The organism is Roseomonas sp. FDAARGOS_362 (genome assembly GCF_002754815.1).
Taxonomy (GTDB): domain Bacteria; phylum Pseudomonadota; class Alphaproteobacteria; order Acetobacterales; family Acetobacteraceae; genus Roseomonas; species Roseomonas mucosa.
The window spans coordinates 2,132,501-2,154,374 of the sequence record NZ_CP024588.1; the positions used below are offsets into that span (position 1 = coordinate 2,132,501).

The window sequence follows — 21,874 nt, forward strand, 5'->3', positions numbered from 1 at the left end:
ACTTCGGAGCCCCGGCGTCCAGCCGAGCGGGCGGCCGGAATCGGGTCGTTCCGAACCGGCCCAGCCATCCCATGCCCGCAGCGTAGAAGGAGAGGCCCCCCTCACAAATCCGTCTTCCGGCCGCCTTCACCGCATCCGGCCCTTCCAAACCCCGGCAGACCCCGCATCATGCGGCAACCGGTGCTCCAGGCGGTTCCAGCAGGGCCGGATGGGCCCGGCCGCATGGACAAAGGGGGCACGGATGCAGCGTCGGTTCTTGGGATGGAAGCCGGCCAGCGCGATACCGGCCGTGGCAATCCTGCTCGGCGCCTTTCTGCTCGGCACTCCGGCAGCACCGGCCGGCGCCCAGGAGCCAGCCCTCCGCATCGCCACGGAGGGCGCCTACCCGCCCTGGAACTTCACCGCCCCGGACGGCAAGCTGGACGGCTTCGAGGTCGATCTGGCCCAGGACCTGTGCCGCCGCATGCAGGCGCGCTGCAATATCGTGCAACAGGATTTCGACGGCATGATCCCGGCCCTGAATTCCGGCAAGTTCGACGCGATCATGGCGGGCATGTCGATCACGGAACAGCGCCAGCAGGCCATTGCCTTCTCCCGCCCCTATGTGGCGCTGGGCAACGGCATCGTGGTGGAGAAGGGCACCGATCTCGCCCGCGCCCTCGGCTCCGTGCAGCGGCTAAGCCTGGATGACGGTTCCGAAGCGACGAAACAGGGCATCGCCCGCATCCAGGCCGCCCTGAAAGGCAAGGCGGTGGGCGTCCAGGGCTCCACCACCCATGCCGCCTTCGCGGAACGCTACCTCGCGACGGTGGCCGATATCCGCCTGTACAAGACCACCGAGCAGCATGACCTCGATCTCGCCGCCGGCCGGCTGGATGCGATCATCGCCGACAGCACGGCGCTCCAGGAGACGCTGAGCAAGCCCGACTTCGCGGATTACGCCATCATGGGTCCGGGCTTCACCGGCGGCGTGCTGGGCACGGGCATCGGCGTCGGCCTGCGCAAGTCCGATGCGGCGCTGAAGACCCGCTTCGACGAGGCGATCAGCTCCGCCCTGGCGGACGGCACTTTGAAACGGCTGTCCGAGAAGTGGTTCAAGCTGGATGTGACGCCCCGGCCCTGACCTTGCCGGCGCCCGGAGCCGGCGAGGCCAGCCGGGCTCCCCTCCCTCCGGAAAGGCCCCCTGGACAGGAGGCGCGCCGCCTTCACGATGGCGCGCGGCGCCGCCGGCCCGTCGCCACCGCATGCCGGCGGTGGCAGTCTAACGGTCATTCCCCGCGAATTCATAAGGGGAGCGAAGGGATGGAAACGCGATGCGCGTCCTGATCATCGGGGCTGGCCCGACCGGGTTGACGCTGGCGCTCGCCCTCCGCCATCGCGGCATCGCCTGCCGCCTGATCGAATGCCGCACCGGCCCCGAGCGCTGGTCCCGCGCCCTGGGCGTGCAGGCCCGCACGCTGGAGGTGCTGGACAGGCTGGGGCTGGCCGAGCGCTTCCTCGCCGCCGCGCATCCGCTGGAAGGGGCGGCCTTCCACCTCCCCGGCCGCACCTCCGGCTCCTCCGCTCCCTCCGCCGGCCAGGAAGTCCGCCTGCGCTTCCAGCACGTGCATCCGCGCTTCCCGTCCATGGTGATCCTGCCCCAGTACGAGACCGAGCGGCTCCTGACGGAAGCAGGGGCGGCGCCGGAGCTCGGCACCGAGTTCCTGGAGATGCAGAACGGCAACGCCCTGCTGCGCCACCAGGACGGGCGGCTGGAATGGGTGGCGGCGGACTGGATCGCCGGCTGCGACGGCGCTCATAGTGGCCTGCGGCACAGCCTGGACCTCCCCTTTCCCGGGCATCGCTACCTGCAGCAACTGGTCCTGGCGGACCTGTCTCTGGAAGGGCTCGACCGCGCCCGGATGCACGTCTTCCCGGACAGCCCGGCGCCCCTGATCTGCTTTCCCCTGCCCGATGGCCATTGGCGGACCATCGCCTTGCTGCCGCCGGACGCGCCGCCGCCCGCGCAGGGCTCCCTGATCCCTTTCCAGCGCCCTGGGCTGACGCTGGGCGAACCCTCCTGGTGGAACCTTTTCCGCATCAGCCAGCGGCAGGTTCCCCGGATGCAGATCGACCGGCGCCTGCTGCTGGGGGATGCCGCGCATATCCACTCGCCGGCTGGCGGGCAGGGCATGAATCTCGGCATCCAGGATGCCTGGTCGCTCGCCGCCGCCATCGCCGAGGGACCGGGGGCCGTCGCCCTCTGGGCCGGGCGGCGGCACGGGCTCGCGCGGCAGGTGATCCGCGCCACGGACCTGATGACGCGGATGATGACCGCCCGTTCGCCCCTCCTGGCTTCCCTCCGCGCCCGCGTCTTCCGCCTGGCGGCAGGCTCGCCCATGCTGTCGCGGCAGTTGGAGACAGGGCTGGCCGGCCTGCGCTACCCGGCTCCGCCGGCCTGAACGGCGCGCAGCCCTTGCCGCGCGGCGCCGCCAGGGAGCCGCCCGGGTTCCTCCGGGCGGCCCTGCGCGATCAGGCGCGCTGCGATGCCACGGCCGGCGCCGGGGCGGCGGCGGCACGTTCGGCCTCGGCCGCCTCTCGCCCCCAGCGGGTGGCGAGCGTGGCGCAGACCATGAGCTGGATCTGGTGGAACAGCATGATCGGCAGCACGATCATGCTCACCGCCTGCCCGCTGAACAGCAGGCTCGCCATCGGGATGCCGCTGGCGAGGCTCTTCTTGGAGCCGCAGAAGAGGATCGTGATCCGGTCCTCGCGCGAAAAGCCGGCGGCGCGGGTGTACCAGTGCAGCAGCAGCATCACCACCGCCAGCAGCGCGGCATTGGCCAGCAGCAGGACCACGATGCTCATCACGTCCACCTGGTGCCACAACCCGTTCACCACGCCCTCGCTGAAGGCGCCATAGACGACAAAGAGGATCGAGGAGCGGTCCACATAGCCCACCAGCTGCTTGTGCCGGTTCAGCACCGGCATCAGCCAGCGGCGCACCAGCTGGCCCAGCACGAAGGGTAGCAGCAGTTGCAGCATGATGCCGCGGATCGCCCCGAAGGAGATGCCGCTCTCGCCGTTCGTGGTCATCAGCACGCCGACCAGCAGCGGCGTCAGCACGATGCCGACGAGGTTCGAGACCGAGGCCGCGCAGAGCGCCGCAGGCACGTTGCCGCGCGCGATCGAGGTGAAGGCGATGGAGGACTGCACGGTGGAAGGCAGCACGCCGACGAAGACGATGCCCAGCGCCAGCATCTCGCCCAGCGCCGGGCGCATGGCATAGCTCAGGCCGATGGCCAGGATCGGGAAGAGCAGGTAGGTCGAGAGGAAGACCACCAGCTGCAGCTTCCAGTTCGTCACGCCGGCCATCACGGCCTCCCGCGACAGGCGGGCGCCGTAGAGGAAGAACAGCAGGGCGATGGCGAAGTTGGTGGCATAGTCCACCACCTCCGCCGCCTCCCCCCGGGCAGGCAGGATGCTGGCCAGCACCACCATGCCGATGATCAGGAGGATATAGGGATCGATCCGCAGGCGGGCCAGGATCGAACGCCTGGCCGGCGGAGCGGCGCTGGATGGGTTTGCGGCCACGGGAAACGCCCCTGTCACAGGAATGACTTCGAGTATCGGGGCTTCCTTTGCCCATTCGCGCCAAAAATGACAGAATTAACAGTCATTGCCGAATCCAATGATCCAGTCATCCTTCGACCCGCTGCTGCTGCGCACCTTCCTGGCCGTCGCGGAAACCCGGCACTTCACCGCCGCCGGGCAGCGCCTGGGGCTGAGCCAGTCCACCGTCAGCCAGCATATCCGCCGGCTGGAGGAACAGGCCGGGCGGCCCCTGCTGCTGCGCGACACGCATTCCGTCACCCTCACCACCGATGGCGAAGCGATGCGGGGCTTCGCCACCACCATCCTGGAGGCCCATGCCCGCGCCGCCGCCTTCTTCGCCGGCACGGAGCTGCGCGGGCGCCTGCGCTTCGGCACCTCGGAGGACCTCGTCTCCTCCCGCCTGCCGGAGATCCTGCGCGAGTTCGTGCGCTCCAACCCGGCGGTGGACCTCGACCTGACCGTGGGGCTCAGCGCCCTGCTCTACGACCGGCTGGATGCCGGGGAACTCGACCTGATCTGCGCCAAGCGCCGCCCCGGCGAGCGGCGCGGCCGGCCGGTCTGGCGGGAGCGGCTGGCCTGGATCGGCACCGCCGGCACCGTCCTGGACCCTTCGGCGCCCCTGCCCCTGGTCGCCTATCCCAACCGCTCCATCACCCGCGCCCTGGCGCTCGAGGCGCTGGAACGCGCCGGGCGGCGCTGGCGCATGTCCTGCTCCTCCGGCAGCCTGAGCGGGCTGACCGCCGCCGTCCTAGCCGGACTCGGCGTCACCGCGCAGTCGCGGCTGCTGCTGGGTGGCGCGCTGGTGGAGATCCCGGGGCCGGAACTGGATGAGGTGGAGTTCGTCGTGACAGGCCGTGGCGAAAGGCTGCACGGCGCCGCCGCGGCCCTGGCCGATGTCATCCTCCTGAACGCCACCCACCTGCAGCCCGCCGGCTGATCCCCGCCCGGCGCACGGGGCGGCGCCCCAGGCCACGCCCATCGCGATTCCACCGGTAGGCGGTGCCGGCGCCTCGGGGCAGAATCGGCACCGGACATCACGGGACATACTCCATGACGGAAACCGGCAAGGCGGGGACGGGCGGCCAGGCCCACCATCCCCTGCTGCGGCGGCGCGACGGCCACCATGCCCGCGTCACCTTCGAGGAACTCTTCTTCGACCTCGTCTATGTCTTCGCCGTCACCCAGGTCTCGCACGGGTTGCTGCACCATCTCGGCATGGCCGGGGCGGTGGAGGCGCTGATCCTCTGGTTCGCGGTCTGGCTGGGCTGGCAGTACACCTGCTGGGTCACGAACTGGTTCAACCCGGAGACGCCGCCGATCCGTGGGCTGCTCTTCGGCACCATGCTGGCCGGGCTGGTGATGGCGGCCGCCCTGCCCCAGGCCTTCGGCGACCGTGGCCTCGTCTTCGCCCTGGCCTATGCCGCCATGCAGGTGGGACGCACGGGCTTCATCGCCTGCCAGCTTCCCGCCGGGCATCCCCTGGCCGCCAACTACCGGCGGATGCTGGGCTGGGTCTGCATCGCGGCGGTGTTCTGGATCCTCGGCGGGCTGGCCCCGGCGCCCTGGCGGCACCTGCTCTGGGTCCTGGCCGTCCTCTGCGAATATGTCTCGCCCATGTTCGGCTTCGCCCTGCCGGGGCTGGGGCGCTCCCGGACGCGGGACTGGACCATCGAGGGGGGCCATCTCGCCGAGCGCTGCCAGCTCTTCGTCATCGTCGCCCTGGGCGAGACGGTGCTGGTCACCGGTGCCACCCTGGCCGACGAGGGAGCCTGGGACCCGCCCACCCTGATCGCCTTCCTGTCCGCCTTCTTCGGCAGCCTCGCCATGTGGTGGGTCTATTTCGGCACCAGCAGCCGCGACGGCAGCACGGTGATCACCCATTCCCCCGATCCCGGCCGGATCGGCGCCTGGTTCCACTACATCCACGCCATCCTGCTCGCCGGGATCATCGTCACGGCCGTCGGCAACGACCTCGTCATTGCCCATCCCGATGGGCGCATGACCGTGGCAGCGGCGGCCACGCTGATCGGCGGGCCGGCGCTCTACCTCTTCGGCTCCGGCTTCTACAAGCGCGTGGTCTATGGCATCTGGCCGTCCTCGCATCTCGGTGGCCTCGCCGTGCTTGCCCTGATGGTGCCCTTCGCCTTCACCACGGACCTGCTGATGATCGGCGCCCTGACCACCCTGGTGATGCTGGCCGTGGGCTTCTGGGAAAGCCGCATCCTGCGCCCCAACCCGGAAGCAAGGCTGGCCGGGATGTCGCATTGATACGGAGAGCGGCGCCTGACCTCTGGCGCCGCGCTTATGGCGATCCCCGGGGGGAGGCTCCGCCTGCCCCCGGATCCCCCCACCGCCGGGGATATGGTATATCCCCGGACCCTGCCTTTCGCTGGCTCTTCGTGGTTGCCGCCAGCCTGCGGTCCGATCCCGGGGAGCGGGTGGGATCAGCAGGGCGCCCGGAAGAAGAAAGACACCCTATCTGCGCTGGCAGCGCCCGCAGCCGCCGGGAAGCATCGCTTCCCGGCGTGATCCGGCATCAGCGGGCACCAACGAAAATGGGTCCAGGGCACGCAGTGTCCTGGCGGATGGGGGGTTTGGGGGGAAGGCGGAGCCTTGCCCCCAATCCGGGCGCCAGGGACCGGGCCGCCGCGCGCCACTCCCGGCGAGAGCCGACGGCTACCGGCCCAGAACCTCGCCCAGAATGGCAGCGAAGCGGTCGATATCCGCTTCCTCCACCCAGACATGCGCGCTGATCCGCAGCACGCCGAGCCGGTCGCTGGCGAAGGCGCCCCGTTCCGCCAGGGCCGGGACCAGATGGGCCGGCAGCCCGCTCGGCAGGCGCAGGCCCAGGATATGCGGCGAGCGGCGGTGGCGCGGCGGGCAGGCGAGGCCCATCGCCTCCAGCCGCTCCGCCAGCCGGTCGGTCAGCCCACGCAGCCGTGCCTCCACCGCCGCCACGCCCCATGATTCCACCAGTTCCATCCCGGTCGCCGCCATGGGCAGCGCCACAGGGTCGTCGCGCTCGCCCCGGTCGTAGCGCGCGGCACCCGGCGCGGGATGGCCCCCCGGCATGTTGAAGCCGTTCTCCTCCAGCGGCAGGCCGGACTGGCGCTCCGGCGCGGCATAGAGAAAGGCCAGGCTGTAGGGGCCCAGCACCCATTTATAGGTGGGGAAGGCCAGGAAATCCGGCCGCCAGCGCCCGGCATCCACCGGCAGCACGCCCACCGCCTGGGTGGCGTCCACCACCACCGCCCCGCCCTGCCGCCGGACCGCCGGGATCACCCGGTCCAGGTCGATCGGCGTGCCGTCGCACCAGTGCAGCGGCGTCAGCGTGGCGACGCCCAGGGGCGCCGCGCCGGGGCGGTCGATCGCCTCCAGCAGCGCGGTGGTCCAGTCGCCATCCGCCGGGCGCGGCACGGTGTCCACCACCAGCCCGCGCTGCCGCGCCAGCCGGTCCCAGGGCAGGCAGAGGGAGGGGAACTCGTCCTGCACGCGCAGCACGCGCGAGCCCGGGGGCGGTTCCAGGTTCAGCGCCGCCGTGGCGATCCCGTGGCTGACGGAGCCGGTGATGGCGATGTCGCCGGGCGCCGCGCCAACCAGCCGCGCCGCCGCGGCACGGGCACGCAGGCCCCAGCGCGCGGCCTCGCTGCGCGGCACCGTCCAGGGATGGCTCTTGCCGGCCACCCCGGCCTCGCCCGCCGCCCGCACCGAACGCGGCAGCGGCGAGTAGGCGGCGGCGTCGAGATAGGCGATCCCTTCGGGGATCTCGAAGAGGGCGCGCTGGTTGGACAGGGGCGGGGTCGGGATCATGGCCCGGCCAGGGAAGAACGGCGGACCACGCCTGTCCAGACCGGCCGCCCACCGGGCCTCAGCGCCGTCCGGGCAGGGCCGCCGCGCTCTCCTCCCAGGCCGTCTCGGCGAGGCTCCCCGGCTCGCTTCCCGTCGCGGGCCTCTGTCCGGGCGCGGGGTGGGCACCGATCCCGGGCAGGGTCAGGATCACCGCGAAACCGTCGACCGAGTCGCTGCGGAAGCGCAGGCTGCCGCCATGGGCGCGCACCACCTCGTCAGCGATGGCAAGGCCGAGCCCGGCGCCACCGCGCCCCTCGCCGCGCGGATGGAAGGGCTCCCGCACCCGGGCCCAGAGGGCAGGCGGAATGCCCGGCCCGTCATCCACCACCTCCAGCACGGCATCCCCGTCCTGGCGGAAGACCCGCACCTCCAGCCGCGAGGCCGCGCCATGCTGGAGGGCGTTGTTCACCAGGTTCGCCACGGCCTCCCGCAGGCTGATCGGATCGCCCGGGACGACCACCGGCTCCCCGGGTGCATCCAGCGACAGCACCGGCGCCGCGGCGCCACCGCCGTCCACCGGCAGGTCCAGCAGGATTCTCCGCGCCAGCGCCACGAGGTCCACCGGCTCCGGCGGCACCACATCGGGCCGGTGCGTCACCATGGCATGATTGAACAATTGCCCCACCAGCCGGCCGAGCTGTTCCGTGCGGGCGGCGATGCGCCGGAGCTGGGTGGCCCGGCGCGCGGGATCGCCTTCCACCGACAGGAGATCGACCTGCGACGCCAACCCCGCGAGCGGCGTGCGGAGCTGGTGCGCGGCATCGCCGATCATGCGCTGCATCATGCCGATCCGCCGGTCCAGCCGCGCCATGAAGCCGTCGATGGCGCCGACCAGCGCGGCGATCTCTGGCGGCGCCGCCACCGCCAGCGGGCTCAGGTCGCGCGGGTCGCGCTCGCGCAGCGCATCCTGCACCCGTTCCAGCGGCGCCAGCACGTGCTTGATGGCCAGCAGCGTCGCCAGCAGCGCCAAGCCGGTCAGCAGCAGCACGCCCAGGATGGCCTTGCCCGCGATGTCGCGCGCCAGCGCCGTGCGCGCGTGCAGCGTCTGCGCCACCGCCACCAGGGCCCAGCCCTCGCCCAGCCGCCGCGTGGTGACCGCGATGCGCACGGGCTCCCCGCGCCAGGCCCCGTCCTCCACCAGCACGCGGCCCTGGCGCAGCAGCGCCTGTTCCCGCGGCGTCATCGGGCCGAGCGCGAGGTCCGGCGATCCCGCCACCACGACGCCACGCGGGTCCACCACCTTGTAGGCGACGCGGTCCATGGCGGAGAGCGAGGCCAGGACGGAGATCGGCGGCTCCACCGCCACCATGACGCCCTGCTGGTAGGTGTTCTCGGCGATCTGCGAGGCGCCATAGCGCAGCAGCGTGTCATGGGCGCTGCCGGCCGTCACCCAGGCATAGTACCAGCCCGCCACCGCGAAGCAGGCGCCGACCGAGCCCAGCACGAGCATCAGCAGCACCGCCACCCGCGCATGCAGGGAACGCACCGCGCTCATCGCGGCACGAGCTGGTAGCCGAGGCCGCGCAGCGTGCGGATCTCGGCGCGGGAGGCGGCGATCTTGCGGCGCAGCCGGGCGACATACTGCTCCACCGCATTGGCCCCGGCGGCGCCGTCCAGCCCGAAGAGCCGTTCCACGATCTGCTCCTTGCCGACGATGCGGCCGCCCCGCGCCACGAGGATCTCCAGCAGCGCCAGCTCCCGCCGCGTGAGGTCCAGCGGCTCGCCCTCCACGCTCGCGATGCGGCCGGACAGGTCGATGGCGATGTCGCCGAAGCGCAGCGCGTTGGTGGCGCTGCCGCTGCCCCGCCGCAGCAGGGCGCGGACGCGCGCCTCCAGCTCCAGGAAGTCGAAGGGCTTCACCAGGTAGTCGTCGGCGCCGAGGTCCAGCGCCCCGACCCGGTCCGCCACGCCGGAACGCGCCGTCAGCATCAGCACCGGTGTCGCCAGCCGCCGCTCGCGCGCATGGCGCAGCAGCGCCAGCCCGTCCGGCGGCGGCAGCATCACATCGAGGATGAAGAGATCGTAGGGCTGCACGTCCATGCGCGCCGCGGCCCCCTCGCCGTCGCGCTCCCAGTCCACCTCGTGCCCCATCCGCTGCAGACGGGCCTGGATGCCCTCGCCCACATCCGCCGTGTCCTCGACCAACAGGATCCGCATCGCACCGCACTGTCATATCGCAACGCAGCAACGATTTTTGCGCGCCCGTCAGTTTGGCAACAGATTGCGGAGATATCCAGGGCGCAAGCCCGGCCCGTGAGAGGACCGGGGAAACAGGGAAGAGAGGGTCCGCAAATGGATGCTGCCGCCCCGGATGCGTCCGTGCCGCTGCTGTCGGTGCAGGATGTCACGTTGCAGTACAAGACGGAGGATTCCGTCGTCACCGCCACGCACCGCGTCGGCTTCGATGTCTATCCCTCCGACCGCTACATCCTGCTCGGCCCTTCCGGCTGCGGCAAGTCCACGCTGCTGAAGGCGATCGGCGGCTATCTCACCCCCTCCGAGGGCGAGATCCGGCTCAAGGGGCGCGAGGTGCGCCATCCCGGCCCGGACCGCATGATGGTCTTCCAGGAATTCGATCAGCTCCTGCCCTGGAAGACTGTGCGGGAGAACGTGATGTTCGCCCTCACCGCCAGCGGCCGCGCCAGGGGCGCCGAGGCGCGCGACCGCGCCGACAGCTATATCGAGAAGGTCGGCCTGGCGAAGTTCGCCGACAGCTTCCCGCATATGCTCTCCGGCGGCATGAAGCAGCGCGTGGCGATCGCCCGCGGCATGGCGATGGAGCCGGACGTGCTGCTGATGGACGAGCCCTTCGCCGCGCTCGACGCCCTGACCCGGCGCCGGATGCAGGAGGAGCTGCTGCGCCTGTGGGACGACACGCGCTTCACCGTGCTCTTCGTCACCCATTCCATCGAGGAAGCCATCCGCGTCGGCACGCGCATCCTGCTGCTCTCGCCACATCCCGGGCAGGTGAAGGCGGAGCTGAACAGCGTCCCGCCCGAGCTGCTGGGCACCGCCGCCGCGGCGGAGCTGGAGACGCGCATCAACGACATGCTCTTCGTGCACTGAGGAACGACCCATGAGCATCACCGTGAATGGCGGCCCCCTGGTCGCGCGCCCCGAGATCGTCCGCGAGCCGTCCCGCAGCGGGATCGGCGAGATCAACAAGCCGATCTCCGCCTGGGAATCCGTCTACCGCATCGGCGCGCTGCGCAAGGCGCTGATCCTCCTCGTCCTGGCCCTGGTCTGGGAGGCCTATGGGCGCTGGCTCGACAACCCGCTGCTCTTCCCGCCCTTCACCGCCACGGTGCAGGCGCTGTTCGAGAACCTCGCCAACGGCATCATCCCCGCCCGCACGCTGATCTCGCTGCGCACGCTGGTCGTCGGCTACGCCATCGGCATCGCCCTGGCAGCCGTGCTGACCACCATCGCCATCGGCTCGCGCATCGGCACGGACCTGCTGGAAACCCTGACGGCCATGTTCAACCCGCTGCCGGCCATCGCGCTGCTGCCGCTGGCGCTGATCTGGTTCGGCCTGGGATCGGGCAGCGTGATCTTCGTGCTGGTGCACTCCGTGCTCTGGGCCATCGCGCTGAACACCCATGCCGGCTTCCGCTCGGTGTCCAAGACGCTGCGCATGGTGGGGCAGAACTACGGGCTGACCGGGCTGCGGCTGGTGAAGGACATCCTGATCCCCGCCGCCTTCCCCTCGATCCTCACCGGCCTCAAGGTCGGCTGGGCCTTTGCCTGGCGCACGCTGATCGCGGCGGAGCTGGTCTTCGGTGTCTCCTCCGGCTCCGGCGGCCTCGGCTGGTTCATCTTCGAGAACCGCAACCAGCTGGAGACGGCCAATGTCTTCGCCGGGCTGTTCTTCGTGATCCTGATCGGCCTCTTCGTGGAGAGCTTCATCTTCGCCAACATCGAGAAGCGCACGATCCGCCGCTGGGGCATGCAGCACTGACCGGCCGTCGTACGAACCTCGTCCAACGATAAGACAGAACGGGAGCGTCCCATGCAACGTCGCCAGATCCTCACCGCCGGTGCCGCCCTTTCCGCGGCGCTGGCCACCCCCGCCCTGCTGATCCGCCGCGCCCATGCGGAGGCCGGCAAGCTCCGCCTTTCCCACGGCTACGGCATCCTGTACCTGCCGCTCATCGTGATGCGCGACCAGAAGCTGCTGGAGAAGCACGCCGATGCGGCGGGCCTCGGCCCCATCGACGTCTCCTGGCAGATGCTCGATGGCGGCAACGTCATCAACGACGCGATGCTGGCGGGCTCCCTCGACATCGCAGGCACCGGCGCGCCGGGCTTCATCACCCTCTGGTCGCGGGCCCGGGGCATCCCCCGCTCCGAGATCATCGGCGTCAGCGGCATGAGCACCTGCACCCTGTCGCTCAACACCAACCGGCCGAACATCCGCTCGCTCGCGGACTTCACGCCGGGCGACAAGATTGCCCTGCCCGGCATCAAGACCTCGCTCGCGGCCGTGGTGCTGCAGATGCTGGTGGCCAAGCAGTTCGGCCAGGCGAACTACGCGAAGCTCGACCCGATGACGGTCGGCCTGCCGCATCCCGAGGCCTTCACCGCGCTGATGAGCGGCAAGACCGAGATCGCGGCGCATTTCGCCTCGCCGCCCTATTCGAGCCGCGAACTGGAGGACCCCCGCATCCACCGGGTGATCGCGGCCAGCGAGGTTCTGGGCAATGCCACGCTGGACGTGACCTTCGCCCCGCGCCAGTTCGTCAACAACAACCCGAAGATCATGGCGGCCTTCCTCGCGGCCCAGGATGAGGCCAACAAGATGATCGTCTCCGATCCGGTGAAGGCGGCAGGCATCTTCAACCGCGTCTCCCCGACCGGCAGCACGGACGAGGCGGTGGTGGCCATGCTGAAGGAGCCCGACACCAGGTTCGACACGACGCCGCATGGGCTGATGGAATACGCGAACTTCATGGGCGCCGTGGGCACCATCCGCAACAAGCCGGCGAAGTGGCAGGACCTGTTCATGCCGGAGTTGCACGAGCGCCCCGGTTCATGAGGCCGGGTTCGTGAGGCCCGCCGCATGACATCCGGCCCGGGATGTCCTCAGGCCGCGGCGTCCGCCGCCGCGACCTCCCGCGCCCGCCCGCCCTCGGCCATCAGGGTCCTGACCCGCGGGAAGGCCACGAGCTGGCGGCGGTACAGGCCGGCGGCGGCACCGATCATCGTGCCGCCCCGGCGCAACAGGGCATCGCCCCATTCCACGATGCGCAGATTGGGCCAGGCCTTGGGCCGGATGCGCAGGATCTCCTCGTAGATCGCCTCCGCCGGCAGGTCCGGCCGGGCCTGCGCCAGGATCAGCGCCATGGCCGCGGTCGAACGCGAGATGCCGGCATGGCAATGCACCAGCAGCCGCCCCTCCGGTTCCGCCAGCAGGTCCGCGCCGAAAGCCAGGATCTGCTCCACATGCTCCCGCTCCGGCCGGACCATGCCCGGCATCTCCTCGATCACGTCGTGGAAGCGCAGCTCCAGCTTCCGGTGCTCGCCGAAGCGGCCGAAGCTCTCCGGGACAGGCCATTCCGGGTCGAGGATGGAGAGCACGTGGCTCACCCCGGCCTCGCAATGGCCGTCCAGCTCCTCGATGCCACAGATTCCGATGCCGAAAGGTGCGATGGGGTCCATGTCCCTGGCTTAGCGCCGGGGCAGGCCGCTTGCCACTCCACAGACGGCGCGGTTGCGCACGCGCCCCTTCTCGCGGTGAGGGCGGCGCAGACCTTGATCCGGGTGTTTGCAGGCGGGATTTCGTGCCAGCAACCGGAGTTGATCCAAAAAGAGATATAAACATTCAGGGTTGCTGAAACTTGTGACGCATCACGAATGGGTTGAGTGATCCCTAGGCACCCTTTAAGATGCCGTTAATCCCGTGCGGAGATCACAGCCCTGGCTGTCTCCAACGGGCGGCACGGAGATTGGCGGGAACCGGATGAAGCGCTTGGTGATCGATCTCGACGGCACGCTGACCATCGACGACCCCCAACTCGACTATCCCAGCAAGCGCCCCAACCTCGCGGTGGTGGAGAAGCTGCGGGAATACAAGGCGCAGGGCTTCGAGATCGTCGTCTGCACCGCGCGCAACATGCGCACCCACCAGGGCAATGTCGGGCTGATCAACGTCCACACCCTGCCCGTCATCACCGACTGGCTGCGCCGCCACGACATCCCCTATGACGAGATCCATGTCGGCAAGCCGTGGTGCGGGCATGACGGCTTCCATGTGGACGACAAGGCCCTGCGCCCCGACGAGTTCGTCCGCATGAGCCACGAGGAGATTGCGGCCCTCCTCCATCTCGGCCGGAACGCGGCATGAGCCACGACGCCCCGCTCGCCCTGATCACCTCGGCCGCCTATGTGAACGCCGAGATCGGCGCCGAATTCGGCCAGTTGCCGCCCTGCTTCCTGCCCTTCGGGCACAACCGCCTCTTCACCCCGCAGATCGCCAGCCTGCGCCGCCTGGGCGAGCGCGTGGTGCTGACCCTGCCGCAGAGCTTCGAGCCGGAGGACTGGGACCAGGCCCAGCTCCTGGCCGCCGGCGTGGAACTCCTCTTCATCCCGGACGGGCTCAGCCTGGGCGAAAGCATCGCCTATGCCCTGACCCTCTCCGACGCCCGCGGCCCGGTGCGCATCCTGCACGGCGACACGCTCTTCCTCGAAGCCCTGCCGGACACGCTGGACGAGGTCGGCGTGGCCACCAGCGCCGATTCCTACAGCTGGGGCGTCCTCAGCGGCGGGCTGCACGGCAGCTTCGTCAGCCGCCGTCCCGGCACCGCCGCCCGGCAGGACCAGGTCCTCAGCGGCTGGTTCGCCCTCTCCTCCGCCCCGGCCCTGGGCCGCGCCCTGGCCGAGGCACGGGGCGACTTCCTGCGCGCCCTGGCCCTCTACAACGCCCGCCACCCGCTGACCTTCCGCCTGCTGGACGGCTGGCTGGACTTCGGCCACCTGCAGACCTTCTACCGCTCCCGCGCCAAGGTCAGCACGGCCCGCGCCTTCAACGCCATCGCCGTCGCCGGCCGCTCCGTACTCAAGACCGGCGAGAAGAGCGACAAGCTTTCCGCCGAGGCCGACTGGTTCGAGAACATCCCCCCGCCGCTGCGCCTGCATGCCCCGCCCTTCCTGGGGCGCGAGGGCAATGGCTACCGCATCGGCTATGAGTTCAGCCCGACGCTGCACGAGCTCTTCGTCTTCGGGCGGCTGGAACAGGCGAGCTGGGCGCGCATCATGGAAGGCTGCTTCGACTTCCTGCGCACCGCCCGGCAGCTCGGCGCCGAGGCCGCCCCCCCGCACCTGCCGCCCGACACGCTGCGCGTCCTGGCCCTCGACAAGACCGCCGCGCGGCTGGAGCAATGGGCCCGCGCCAGCCGCATCGACCTCGACACCGAATGGCGCTCGGGCGGGCGGCGCCTCCCCTCGCTCCGCCGCATCGCGGACGAGACCGCCGCCATCGCCGCCGCCACCGACCCCCTGCCCGGCGTCATGCATGGCGATCTCTGCTTCCCCAACACCTTCTTCGATTTCCGGCAGCAGCAGATCAAGGTGATCGATCCGCGCGGTTCCGTCCGCGATGGGGAACACACGGTCTTCGGCGACCTGCGCTACGACCTCGCCAAGCTGAACCATTCGGTCGAGGGCTATGACCTGATCCTCACCGGCCGCTACCAGGTGGAACAGCCGGAGCCCTATGACCTGACCCTGCACCTGTCGCGCGAGGGCGCGGCGGGATTCCTGCCCGAGATCGCGGCGGAGATGGACCTCCTCGGCCGCCGCACCAGCGATGCAGGCACGCGGGCACTGACCGTGCATCTCTTCCTCTCGATGCTCCCCCTGCATGCCGACCGGCCCGACCGCCAGCGCGCCTTCCTGGCCAATGCGCTGCGCCTCTATGCCAAGATGGAGAGAGCGCGTGATCGTCTTCCCCATGGCCGGCCTCAGCAGCCGCTTCACCAAGGCCGGCTACGACCGGCCGAAATGGATGCTGCCGCTGGCCGGGCGGCCGCTGCTGGACTGGTCCCTGCTCGGCTTCAGCGAGATGTTCGAGAGCGAGACCTTCCTGCTGATCCATCTCGACCGGCCGGGCGTCGCGGAATTCGTGCGCGCCCGGGCCGAGGCGATCGGCATCCGGAACCTGCGGATGGTAGCGCTGCCGGAACCCACGCGAGGACAGGCGGAAACCGTGTGGCTCGGCCTGGAACGCCTGTGCGTACCGGATGTGGAGCCCGTGACCATCTTCAATATCGACACCATTCGGCCCGGCGTGCGTAAGGCGGCCTTCGACGGGTACGACGGCTGGTTGGAGTGCTTTGTTGGAGCGGGCGACCATTGGTCGTTCGTTCGCCCTGCTGACGCAAATACTCCGGTTCGTGGGAAGGTGGCTGAAGTGGCAGAGAAAAAGCGCATTTCGGCTCTATGTTGTTCAGGATTATATCATTTCGGCTCAGCAAGATTTTTCCGGCGTTCTTATGTACAGCAGGTATCTGAGCTTTCAGAGCGAGAAGTGTATGTTGCACCCATCTATCGCTACTTGATCGAAGCAGGGAAAAAAGTCTGTTACGAAATAACGCCAAGAAAAAAGATATATATGTCTGGAACACCGTTAGAATATGAAAGCATGAAAGATTTCTTATCGATAAAAAGCAATCAACATCTTTTTGCGCAAGAATTTGGGCTGTCTGGAGCTTCCTAATGAAGAACACACATGCACTCCCCTACTCGCAATATATTAAGATTGACAACACCAGCGAGGAAAATCTTCACGTGCTAATTTCCAAGAGGAAATTCACTGAAGAGAAAAATAAATTTCTCAAGCTTCATGCAAAAGCGCACCCTTTTCCCGGATACAATCCGGGAAAGACGTCAATAAAGATTCTACGAGATCACTATGGGAAATCTCTGGATAATCTTGTCTTTCAAAGAATTACAGAAATGGCGAGTCTTGAAGAAGATCGCCTAAAACCCTCTATTATGGCTGCGCTAGCTTCCAACAAAGCGAGCATCAACGGGACAAAGGATTTTTATCTGATAGGCATTGGAAAAGAAAATAAGACGCATGTCGTCAGATCTGAAAACGGCATTGCCATGACCATCAACACAAATAGCAAATCACCCATCAAGGGCATGTACGCTGTACATGTCTCGGGCTTAAGCAACGCTCGAGCTAGGGCAAGCATTGATTTGTCCGACACTATATCAACAGATCATGGCGGGTTCCTGAATATTCTCTTGGAATATGCCATTACCGGGAATTTTATACCTCTCGAAAGCCGAAGCGAACTCTATATTTCGCTAAGGAATAGCGATGGGTACCTCATAAACCCAGCAGTGAAGACTCTGTCCAATGCATTGACTCAAGAGGTACACAAAATTGAAGCAAAGATTGATCTGCCCTGTGGGGAAGAAAAAGTAACAGCTACTCCGAGGCTACAATTAGTAATCCCGGAACAGAGTAAAGTCGATTTCATGCTGAATTTAATAAACTGCCAGATAGAGTTTATCCCACATCACCAAAAAATGGACTGACCCCATGAGTGAATCCAACATTCCCATACCGCTTGATTGGGCAGACAAGGACAGGCATTTTCTTTCAAAAGCTACCTCTATCGAACATGCCGTGAGTTTTGGATTTCATGTCGAAAACAGCGGCGAGAAAAATTACTTCCTTGGGTCAGGTGAAATAAAATGCAGCCGTCACATCCAATTACTTGTCAAAGGACGCAGTAATTTCTTAGGGTTTGCTGGAGGTGGAAAAATTAATTCTTCAAGGATACAAATTCTTGGGAACGGAAATACAATACTTATTGGGGAAAACTTCGACATAGACTCAACAAGAATACAAATACAGGGGAACAACTGTAAAATTGCGATTGGCAATAACTTCCGCGTCAATGCCGGAACGTATATTTTGGCAAAGGAAGACGACAGAAATGTGCGGATTGGCGATGACTGCTTGTTTTCCACCAATATCGTCATAAGAACTAGCGACAATCACGGAATTTTCGATCTCGCTACACGAACCAGAATTAACTCTGCAAAAGATGTGACCATATCTAGTCGCGTCTGGATTGGCGAAGATGCTAAAATTCTTAAGGGCGTCCACATAGACTCGGATAGCATTATAGGTGCTTCATCAGTGGTAACAAAAAATGTTCCGTCGAACGTAGCAGTTGCAGGCAATCCGGCCCGCATCGTGAGAGAAGGGATATTCTGGTATAAGCATTTCACGCTCCCTGCCGAACAAAGCAAATCATAAGCAACGGAAAATCGAAGATGACGCGCAGTTCGCCAGTTCCCAAACACACTCTGGATGTAACACTAAATACAGCAACGAAAATCCTTTGTGTTTCTGGCGCATCCAATTTCGACTGTGATGCAAGTTACGAATTATATACACGAGGCTCCCTAATTGCGCGATTTGGATCACTCCGAAGCGAATGGGGTTTAGAGAAAGTTTTCATAGATTCTGATGTTAGTGAAGAAAATAAATGGAAAGCGGCCATCAAGCTAGAATCTCTTTATGAAAGCGTTCTTTCTAACGGCATTCAATTGTTGCAGAAAACCACGGATCGCACATTAGAGTATAATTTGGAAGTTCGGTATATTGCTCCACTGATGTTCTCAGTGGAGCATTTGCCACAGATCAACCATTCAGAGAGAGCTACAGAACACGGGCTATCCTTCGAATGCAAAGGGTCGTTTACAGTAAATTTTCAGAAGGATCAGACCGTTCGCAGACAGCCGCACGGAGGATTTATTTACCCTGATAAAACTGTAAAGCACAAAACTAGCGAGAGCTGGTTTGAGAACAATATGAATGTTCCAAGCCTCTATATAACACACCTAGCTGACGCCTATTCTTTTGGCCAATCTGGCATCCTGACGGCGGATGGGGTTATCTGCCGCGATGCTTTCAGAGGCTATCCAGACGGGCCGACCTTACCCAATAAGATACAGGGAGACGAGGCTAGTAACATTCAACACAATTCCAAGGAAAATTATTATCTTCATTTAAACACAGCAACGGCGCATGAGATTAATTCGGCCACCTATATGATCGGCCTACGACCAAAGGAGCATTTCGGGCACTGGATAACAGAATACTTCACACGGCTATGGGGATTTCGTCATCTAGACAGAAAAGATCTAAAAATCGTTGTTCCTAGATCCTCGCAGAAGTTCGCATTCAGCTTATTAGAAGCCATGGATCTCTCAGAGAAAATTATCATTACAGATGATAAAGCAATTTATAAACATCAAGAGATCTATGTTCCATCGCCAATTTATATGCACAATCAGTTTGCATCAAAGGAATTATGCGATTTTCGCGACTGGGCACTAGAAAGACTATCCCGATCAAAGGAATACAACGAAGCGTTAAAAATTGCTGAGGAAAACAAGATAGAAAGAATTTATGTGTTTAGAAAAGATGTCTCCGGAAAACGCAATTTATTGGAAGAAAGCGCTCTGGCGGAGAAACTTCGTGATCTAGGTTATTACATTTTAGTTCCTGGAGAAGTTAGCCCTGCTACACAAGCGGCCATTTTTTCGAATGCTCGGGAGATTGTAGGAGCAGTAGGTTCGGGGATGCTAAATGTAATATTCTCACGTCGGGCCCCTCTGGTTATTGGTCTCCTTCATCACCTTTTACCAGATAGAGTCCTTTCAGACCTAGCTGGAGCGATGGAATTTCCGGTGAGATATATTGTTGGGCGAAGTCTAGCACCCATTGAAGAGCAAAATCGTGAAAGCTGGAATAGCTCTTGGTCCTTGGATGTACATAAAACTACGGAAGACATTTCCCATTTAAGTCGAGAGCATCATTCATACACGAAGTAGGTATCTCTCCCCCACCACCCCCTCACTCCCCGGAAACGCCGCCGCCACCGCCTGCGGCGGCAACCGCAGGTGATCCCGCAACAGTCCCTTGGCCACGGCCCGCAGGTCCCGCGTCGGCGCCAGGTCCCGGTTCTCGAACAGCCTGCCCTCGGCCAGCCCCGGCCAGTCCGCCAGCACCCGTCCGCCCGCCACCGCCCCGCCGAGGACGAAGGCCACGCCCCCGGTGCCATGGTCCGTCCCGTTGTTGCCGTTCACCCGCGCGGTGCGGCCGAACTCGGTCATCACCAGCACGGCGGTGTGCTTCCAGGCGGGGCCGAGCTGCGCCTTCAGCGCGCTCATCCCACCATCCAGCTGCGACAGCACGGGGTTCAGCCGCCGCGTCTGGTCGGCATGGGTGTCCCAGCCGCCGATCTCCAGCGCCGCCACGCGCGGCCCGTCCGGCGCCGCCATCAGCTTCCCCGCGATCCCGGCCAGGGCCAGGAAGCCGCCGCGCACGCCCCGCTCCTCCCCCAGCACCTCGCTGGCGAAGCCCCGGCCGCGCAGCCCGTCCTGCACCGCGGGGCCGAGCAGCGGGTCGGCATGCACCAAGTCGGCCACGCGGGCATAAAGGTCCGGCGCCGGCCGCACGGGCCGGGGCGGCGCCCACATCCCCACATGCTGCGGCCCACGCATCAGCAGCGGCAGGGACAGCCCGACCGCCAACCCCAGATCCGCATCCCCCTTCGGCCGCGCCGCGAAGCCGGACAGGGCGCGGTTGAGCCAGCCGGAGGTCAGTCCCCCGCGCTCCACGGCGCCGCTCTCCAGCATGTCCTGCGCCTCGAAATGGCTGCGGTTGCGATAGGGGCCGGCGACGGCATGGATGGGCAGCATCTCCCCGGCGCGGAACATGCCGTGCAGCGCGCCCAGGCTGGGGTTCAGCCCGAAGAAGCCGCCGCAATCGAGCAGCCCCCCCTCCTGCCCCGGCTCCGGCAAGGCGAGCGACCCGCGCAGCGCGCGGTAGTTCGCGTCGCCATAGGGCGCCAGGGCCGCCATCCCGTCCATGGCGCCGCGCAGGATGACGACGACCAGCCGGTTCTCGCCCGGCAGCACCCCGGCCGGCATGGCGGCGAAGGCGAGGCGGGATCGCGCGGCGACCGCCGTGGCGGCGAGGCCCAGCAGCAGGCCGCGCCGCCCGATGGGGGGAAGATGGCTCATCGGCGTTGGAACTCCGGGCTGCTGAACAGCAGGGTCAGGGCCTCCTGCGGCGATCCCGCGCCGCGGATCGCCCCGCGCGTCTCGGCGGAGGCCAGGGGGCCGAGCGCCACCTCCGTCACCGCCATGGGGTCCTTGCGGGCGAAGCGGCCGCCCTGCTGGAAGGCCCAGTCCACGCGCTGCATGGCGGCCTCCGGGCCCAGCCATTCCTTGCCCCGGTCGGGCCAGCCATTGGGCTGCAGGGCGCCCCAGAGCTGCTGGCCGAGGCCGAAGGCGCTCTTGAAGGCCATCTCCCCGACCTGCGCCCCGTCGCAGCCGAGGGCGCGATAGACGGCGGTGACATAGTCCAGCGGCGCGCGCAGCTTGGTCAGCGGCGGGTCCCAGGCTTCCGGCAGCTTCACCAGCGCGCGGGACACGGCGCCCAGGTCGCCATCCGTGTTCCGCAGCACCGCCTCCAGCTTCGCGACGGTGGCGGGCGGCGGGTCGTCGGCCACGAAATGCCGGGCCAGCTTGGTGGCGAGGTGCCGGTGCGTGGCGGGGTGGGCGGCCAGGAAGCGCAGCGCCGCCTCCGTCTCCTCCCGCCCATCCGCCACCAAGCCACCGCCGAAGCGCTGGCCGAGGATGGTCTTCACGCCCGGCTCATGCGCCTGGTCGCGGAAGACGGTGCCATAGGGCTCGCGGTCCCGATCATAGCGCCAGCCGGTGAGGAGCCGGGCGAATTCCGTCACATCGCGCTGGGTATAGCCGGCGGCGGGCGAGACGCTGTGCAGCTCCATCACCTCGCGCGCCAGGTTCTCGTTCAGCCCGCGCCCCGTCTTGCGGCCGATCGGGCTGTCCGGTCCGACCGAGGCCGCCTGATCGAGATAGCCGAGCATGGCCGGATGGGTGGTGGAGGCGATCAGCATGTCCGCGAAGCGCCCGGTCACATGCGGCCGGATCACGTCCCGGATGAAGGAGGGCACCGTCACATTGGCCTGGGTGCTGGCGCGGCGGCTGATGGTGAAGTGGTTGGACCAGAAATCGACCAGCCGCTCGCGGAAGGGGGCCGGCGTGTCGATCCGCCAGGCGCAGGCGGCGACGCTCTCGGCCATCACATAGGTCTCGACCGGCGTGACCTGGCCCGGCTGCACCGGTCCCGCCGCATCGCGCTCCCGCCAGACGCGGAAGCCGTCCGCCACGGTCGGCACGTGGTCGAACCCCACCGGTGGCGGAGGATGCGGGGCAGGCTGGTCGATCTGGGCGAGGAGCCAGGCCTCGGCATCGGGGGGAACCGGCTGGTCCGGCCGCGGCCCCAGGCCGAAACGGATCGCCGCCTGGATGGATCGGGCACTCATGCCCGCATGATGTCACAGCGCTTGCTGCGCTGCGCAACCACAAAGAG

General features: G+C 66.3%; 20 protein-coding genes. 13 read left to right on the forward strand and 7 right to left on the reverse strand.

What is annotated here, in order from left to right; genetic code table 11:
• The first annotated feature begins 289 nt into the window (after positions 1 to 289).
• Both CTJ15_RS14615 and CTJ15_RS14620 read left to right on the forward strand, forming a co-directional pair.
• On the forward strand, positions 290 to 1,123 hold the full coding sequence (locus tag CTJ15_RS14615; RefSeq protein WP_019463413.1) for a lysine/arginine/ornithine ABC transporter substrate-binding protein: 834 nt from the start codon (positions 290 to 292) through the stop codon (positions 1,121 to 1,123).
• 190 nt (positions 1,124 to 1,313) lie between these two features.
• On the forward strand, positions 1,314 to 2,441 hold the full coding sequence (locus CTJ15_RS14620; RefSeq protein WP_058389076.1) for an NAD(P)/FAD-dependent oxidoreductase: 1,128 nt from the start codon (positions 1,314 to 1,316) through the stop codon (positions 2,439 to 2,441).
• Positions 2,442 to 2,511: 70 nt separating this feature from the next.
• On the opposite strand, the gene CTJ15_RS14625 is transcribed toward CTJ15_RS14620, so the two are convergent.
• Positions 2,512 to 3,573 carry a bile acid:sodium symporter family protein gene (locus tag CTJ15_RS14625; RefSeq protein ID WP_051004791.1) on the reverse strand — a complete coding sequence of 354 codons (1,062 nt, stop codon included), beginning with the start codon at positions 3,571 to 3,573 and terminating at the stop codon, positions 2,512 to 2,514.
• Positions 3,574 to 3,670: 97 nt separating this feature from the next.
• Between CTJ15_RS14625 and CTJ15_RS14630 the strand changes: the two genes are divergently transcribed.
• Together CTJ15_RS14630 and CTJ15_RS14635 are read left to right on the forward strand one after the other, a co-directional pair.
• The gene (locus tag CTJ15_RS14630; RefSeq protein ID WP_019460895.1) at positions 3,671 to 4,531 is read left to right on the forward strand and encodes a LysR family transcriptional regulator; all 861 of its coding nucleotides are present in this window, start codon (positions 3,671 to 3,673) and stop codon (positions 4,529 to 4,531) included.
• 113 nt (positions 4,532 to 4,644) lie between these two features.
• Positions 4,645 to 5,862: a low temperature requirement protein A gene (locus CTJ15_RS14635; RefSeq protein WP_075823024.1), complete on the forward strand. Its 1,218-nt coding sequence runs from the start codon at positions 4,645 to 4,647 to the stop codon at positions 5,860 to 5,862.
• A gap of 408 nt (positions 5,863 to 6,270) precedes the next feature.
• Here CTJ15_RS14635 and CTJ15_RS14640 read toward each other — a convergent pair whose 3' ends face one another.
• The 3 genes from CTJ15_RS14640 to CTJ15_RS14650 are packed head-to-tail and all read right to left on the reverse strand — an operon-like array spanning position 6,271 to position 9,600.
• Positions 6,271 to 7,404, reverse strand: coding sequence for an aminotransferase class V-fold PLP-dependent enzyme (locus CTJ15_RS14640; protein WP_058389078.1), 1,134 nt, complete (start codon positions 7,402 to 7,404; stop codon positions 6,271 to 6,273).
• A 58-nt stretch (positions 7,405 to 7,462) separates the two neighbouring features.
• Positions 7,463 to 8,938 (reverse strand): sensor histidine kinase, encoded by a 1,476-nt coding sequence (locus CTJ15_RS14645; protein ID WP_058389079.1) that lies wholly within the window; start codon positions 8,936 to 8,938, stop codon positions 7,463 to 7,465.
• Positions 8,935 to 9,600, reverse strand: a complete 666-nt coding sequence (locus CTJ15_RS14650; protein WP_019460891.1) for a response regulator transcription factor — start codon at positions 9,598 to 9,600, stop codon at positions 8,935 to 8,937. Before CTJ15_RS14650 ends, CTJ15_RS14645 begins: the two co-directional genes overlap by 4 nt.
• Positions 9,601 to 9,735: 135 nt before the next feature.
• On the opposite strand from CTJ15_RS14650, the gene CTJ15_RS14655 reads away from it, so the two are divergent.
• The 3 genes from CTJ15_RS14655 to CTJ15_RS14665 are packed head-to-tail and all read left to right on the forward strand — an operon-like array spanning position 9,736 to position 12,478.
• On the forward strand, positions 9,736 to 10,509 hold the full coding sequence (locus tag CTJ15_RS14655; RefSeq protein ID WP_019460890.1) for an ABC transporter ATP-binding protein: 774 nt from the start codon (positions 9,736 to 9,738) through the stop codon (positions 10,507 to 10,509).
• Between the two features lie 10 nt (positions 10,510 to 10,519).
• Positions 10,520 to 11,401: an ABC transporter permease gene (locus CTJ15_RS14660; protein WP_019460889.1), complete on the forward strand. Its 882-nt coding sequence runs from the start codon at positions 10,520 to 10,522 to the stop codon at positions 11,399 to 11,401.
• A gap of 51 nt (positions 11,402 to 11,452) precedes the next feature.
• Positions 11,453 to 12,478 carry an ABC transporter substrate-binding protein gene (locus CTJ15_RS14665; protein WP_058389080.1) on the forward strand — a complete coding sequence of 342 codons (1,026 nt, stop codon included), beginning with the start codon at positions 11,453 to 11,455 and terminating at the stop codon, positions 12,476 to 12,478.
• 47 nt (positions 12,479 to 12,525) lie between these two features.
• Here the strand turns inward: CTJ15_RS14665 and CTJ15_RS14670 are convergent, their stop codons facing one another.
• Complete coding sequence (locus CTJ15_RS14670; protein ID WP_058389081.1) at positions 12,526 to 13,101, reverse strand: tyrosine phosphatase family protein; 576 nt, start codon at positions 13,099 to 13,101, stop codon at positions 12,526 to 12,528.
• 301 nt (positions 13,102 to 13,402) lie between these two features.
• On the opposite strand from CTJ15_RS14670, the gene CTJ15_RS14675 reads away from it, so the two are divergent.
• The 6 genes from CTJ15_RS14675 to CTJ15_RS14690 all read left to right on the forward strand — a co-directional run bounded on the left by CTJ15_RS14675 (position 13,403) and on the right by CTJ15_RS14690 (position 19,302).
• Positions 13,403 to 13,786: an HAD hydrolase family protein gene (locus CTJ15_RS14675; protein ID WP_019460886.1), complete on the forward strand. Its 384-nt coding sequence runs from the start codon at positions 13,403 to 13,405 to the stop codon at positions 13,784 to 13,786.
• Positions 13,783 to 15,735 carry a hypothetical protein gene (locus CTJ15_RS25050; RefSeq protein WP_099781649.1) on the forward strand — a complete coding sequence of 651 codons (1,953 nt, stop codon included), beginning with the start codon at positions 13,783 to 13,785 and terminating at the stop codon, positions 15,733 to 15,735. The genes CTJ15_RS14675 and CTJ15_RS25050 overlap by 4 nt, the downstream gene beginning before the upstream one ends.
• Positions 15,692 to 16,156, forward strand: a complete 465-nt coding sequence (locus tag CTJ15_RS25055; RefSeq protein ID WP_255414114.1) for a hypothetical protein — start codon at positions 15,692 to 15,694, stop codon at positions 16,154 to 16,156. Before CTJ15_RS25050 ends, CTJ15_RS25055 begins: the two co-directional genes overlap by 44 nt.
• Positions 16,157 to 16,227: 71 nt before the next feature.
• On the forward strand, positions 16,228 to 16,989 hold the full coding sequence (locus tag CTJ15_RS23980; RefSeq protein WP_193009601.1) for a hypothetical protein: 762 nt from the start codon (positions 16,228 to 16,230) through the stop codon (positions 16,987 to 16,989).
• Between the two features lie 4 nt (positions 16,990 to 16,993).
• Complete coding sequence (locus tag CTJ15_RS14685; RefSeq protein ID WP_099781650.1) at positions 16,994 to 17,719, forward strand: acyltransferase; 726 nt, start codon at positions 16,994 to 16,996, stop codon at positions 17,717 to 17,719.
• 17 nt (positions 17,720 to 17,736) lie between these two features.
• A complete protein-coding gene (locus CTJ15_RS14690) occupies positions 17,737 to 19,302 on the forward strand; it encodes a DUF563 domain-containing protein (protein ID WP_099782153.1) in 1,566 nt (521 codons plus the stop codon).
• Here CTJ15_RS14690 and CTJ15_RS14695 read toward each other — a convergent pair.
• Both CTJ15_RS14695 and CTJ15_RS14700 read right to left on the reverse strand, forming a co-directional pair.
• Complete coding sequence (locus tag CTJ15_RS14695) at positions 19,288 to 20,496, reverse strand: DUF1501 domain-containing protein (protein WP_099781651.1); 1,209 nt, start codon at positions 20,494 to 20,496, stop codon at positions 19,288 to 19,290. The genes CTJ15_RS14690 and CTJ15_RS14695 overlap by 15 nt on opposite strands.
• Positions 20,493 to 21,827, reverse strand: a complete 1,335-nt coding sequence (locus tag CTJ15_RS14700) for a DUF1800 family protein (RefSeq protein WP_058389664.1) — start codon at positions 21,825 to 21,827, stop codon at positions 20,493 to 20,495. The genes CTJ15_RS14695 and CTJ15_RS14700 overlap by 4 nt, the downstream gene beginning before the upstream one ends.
• Between the last annotated feature and the right edge of the window lie 47 nt (positions 21,828 to 21,874).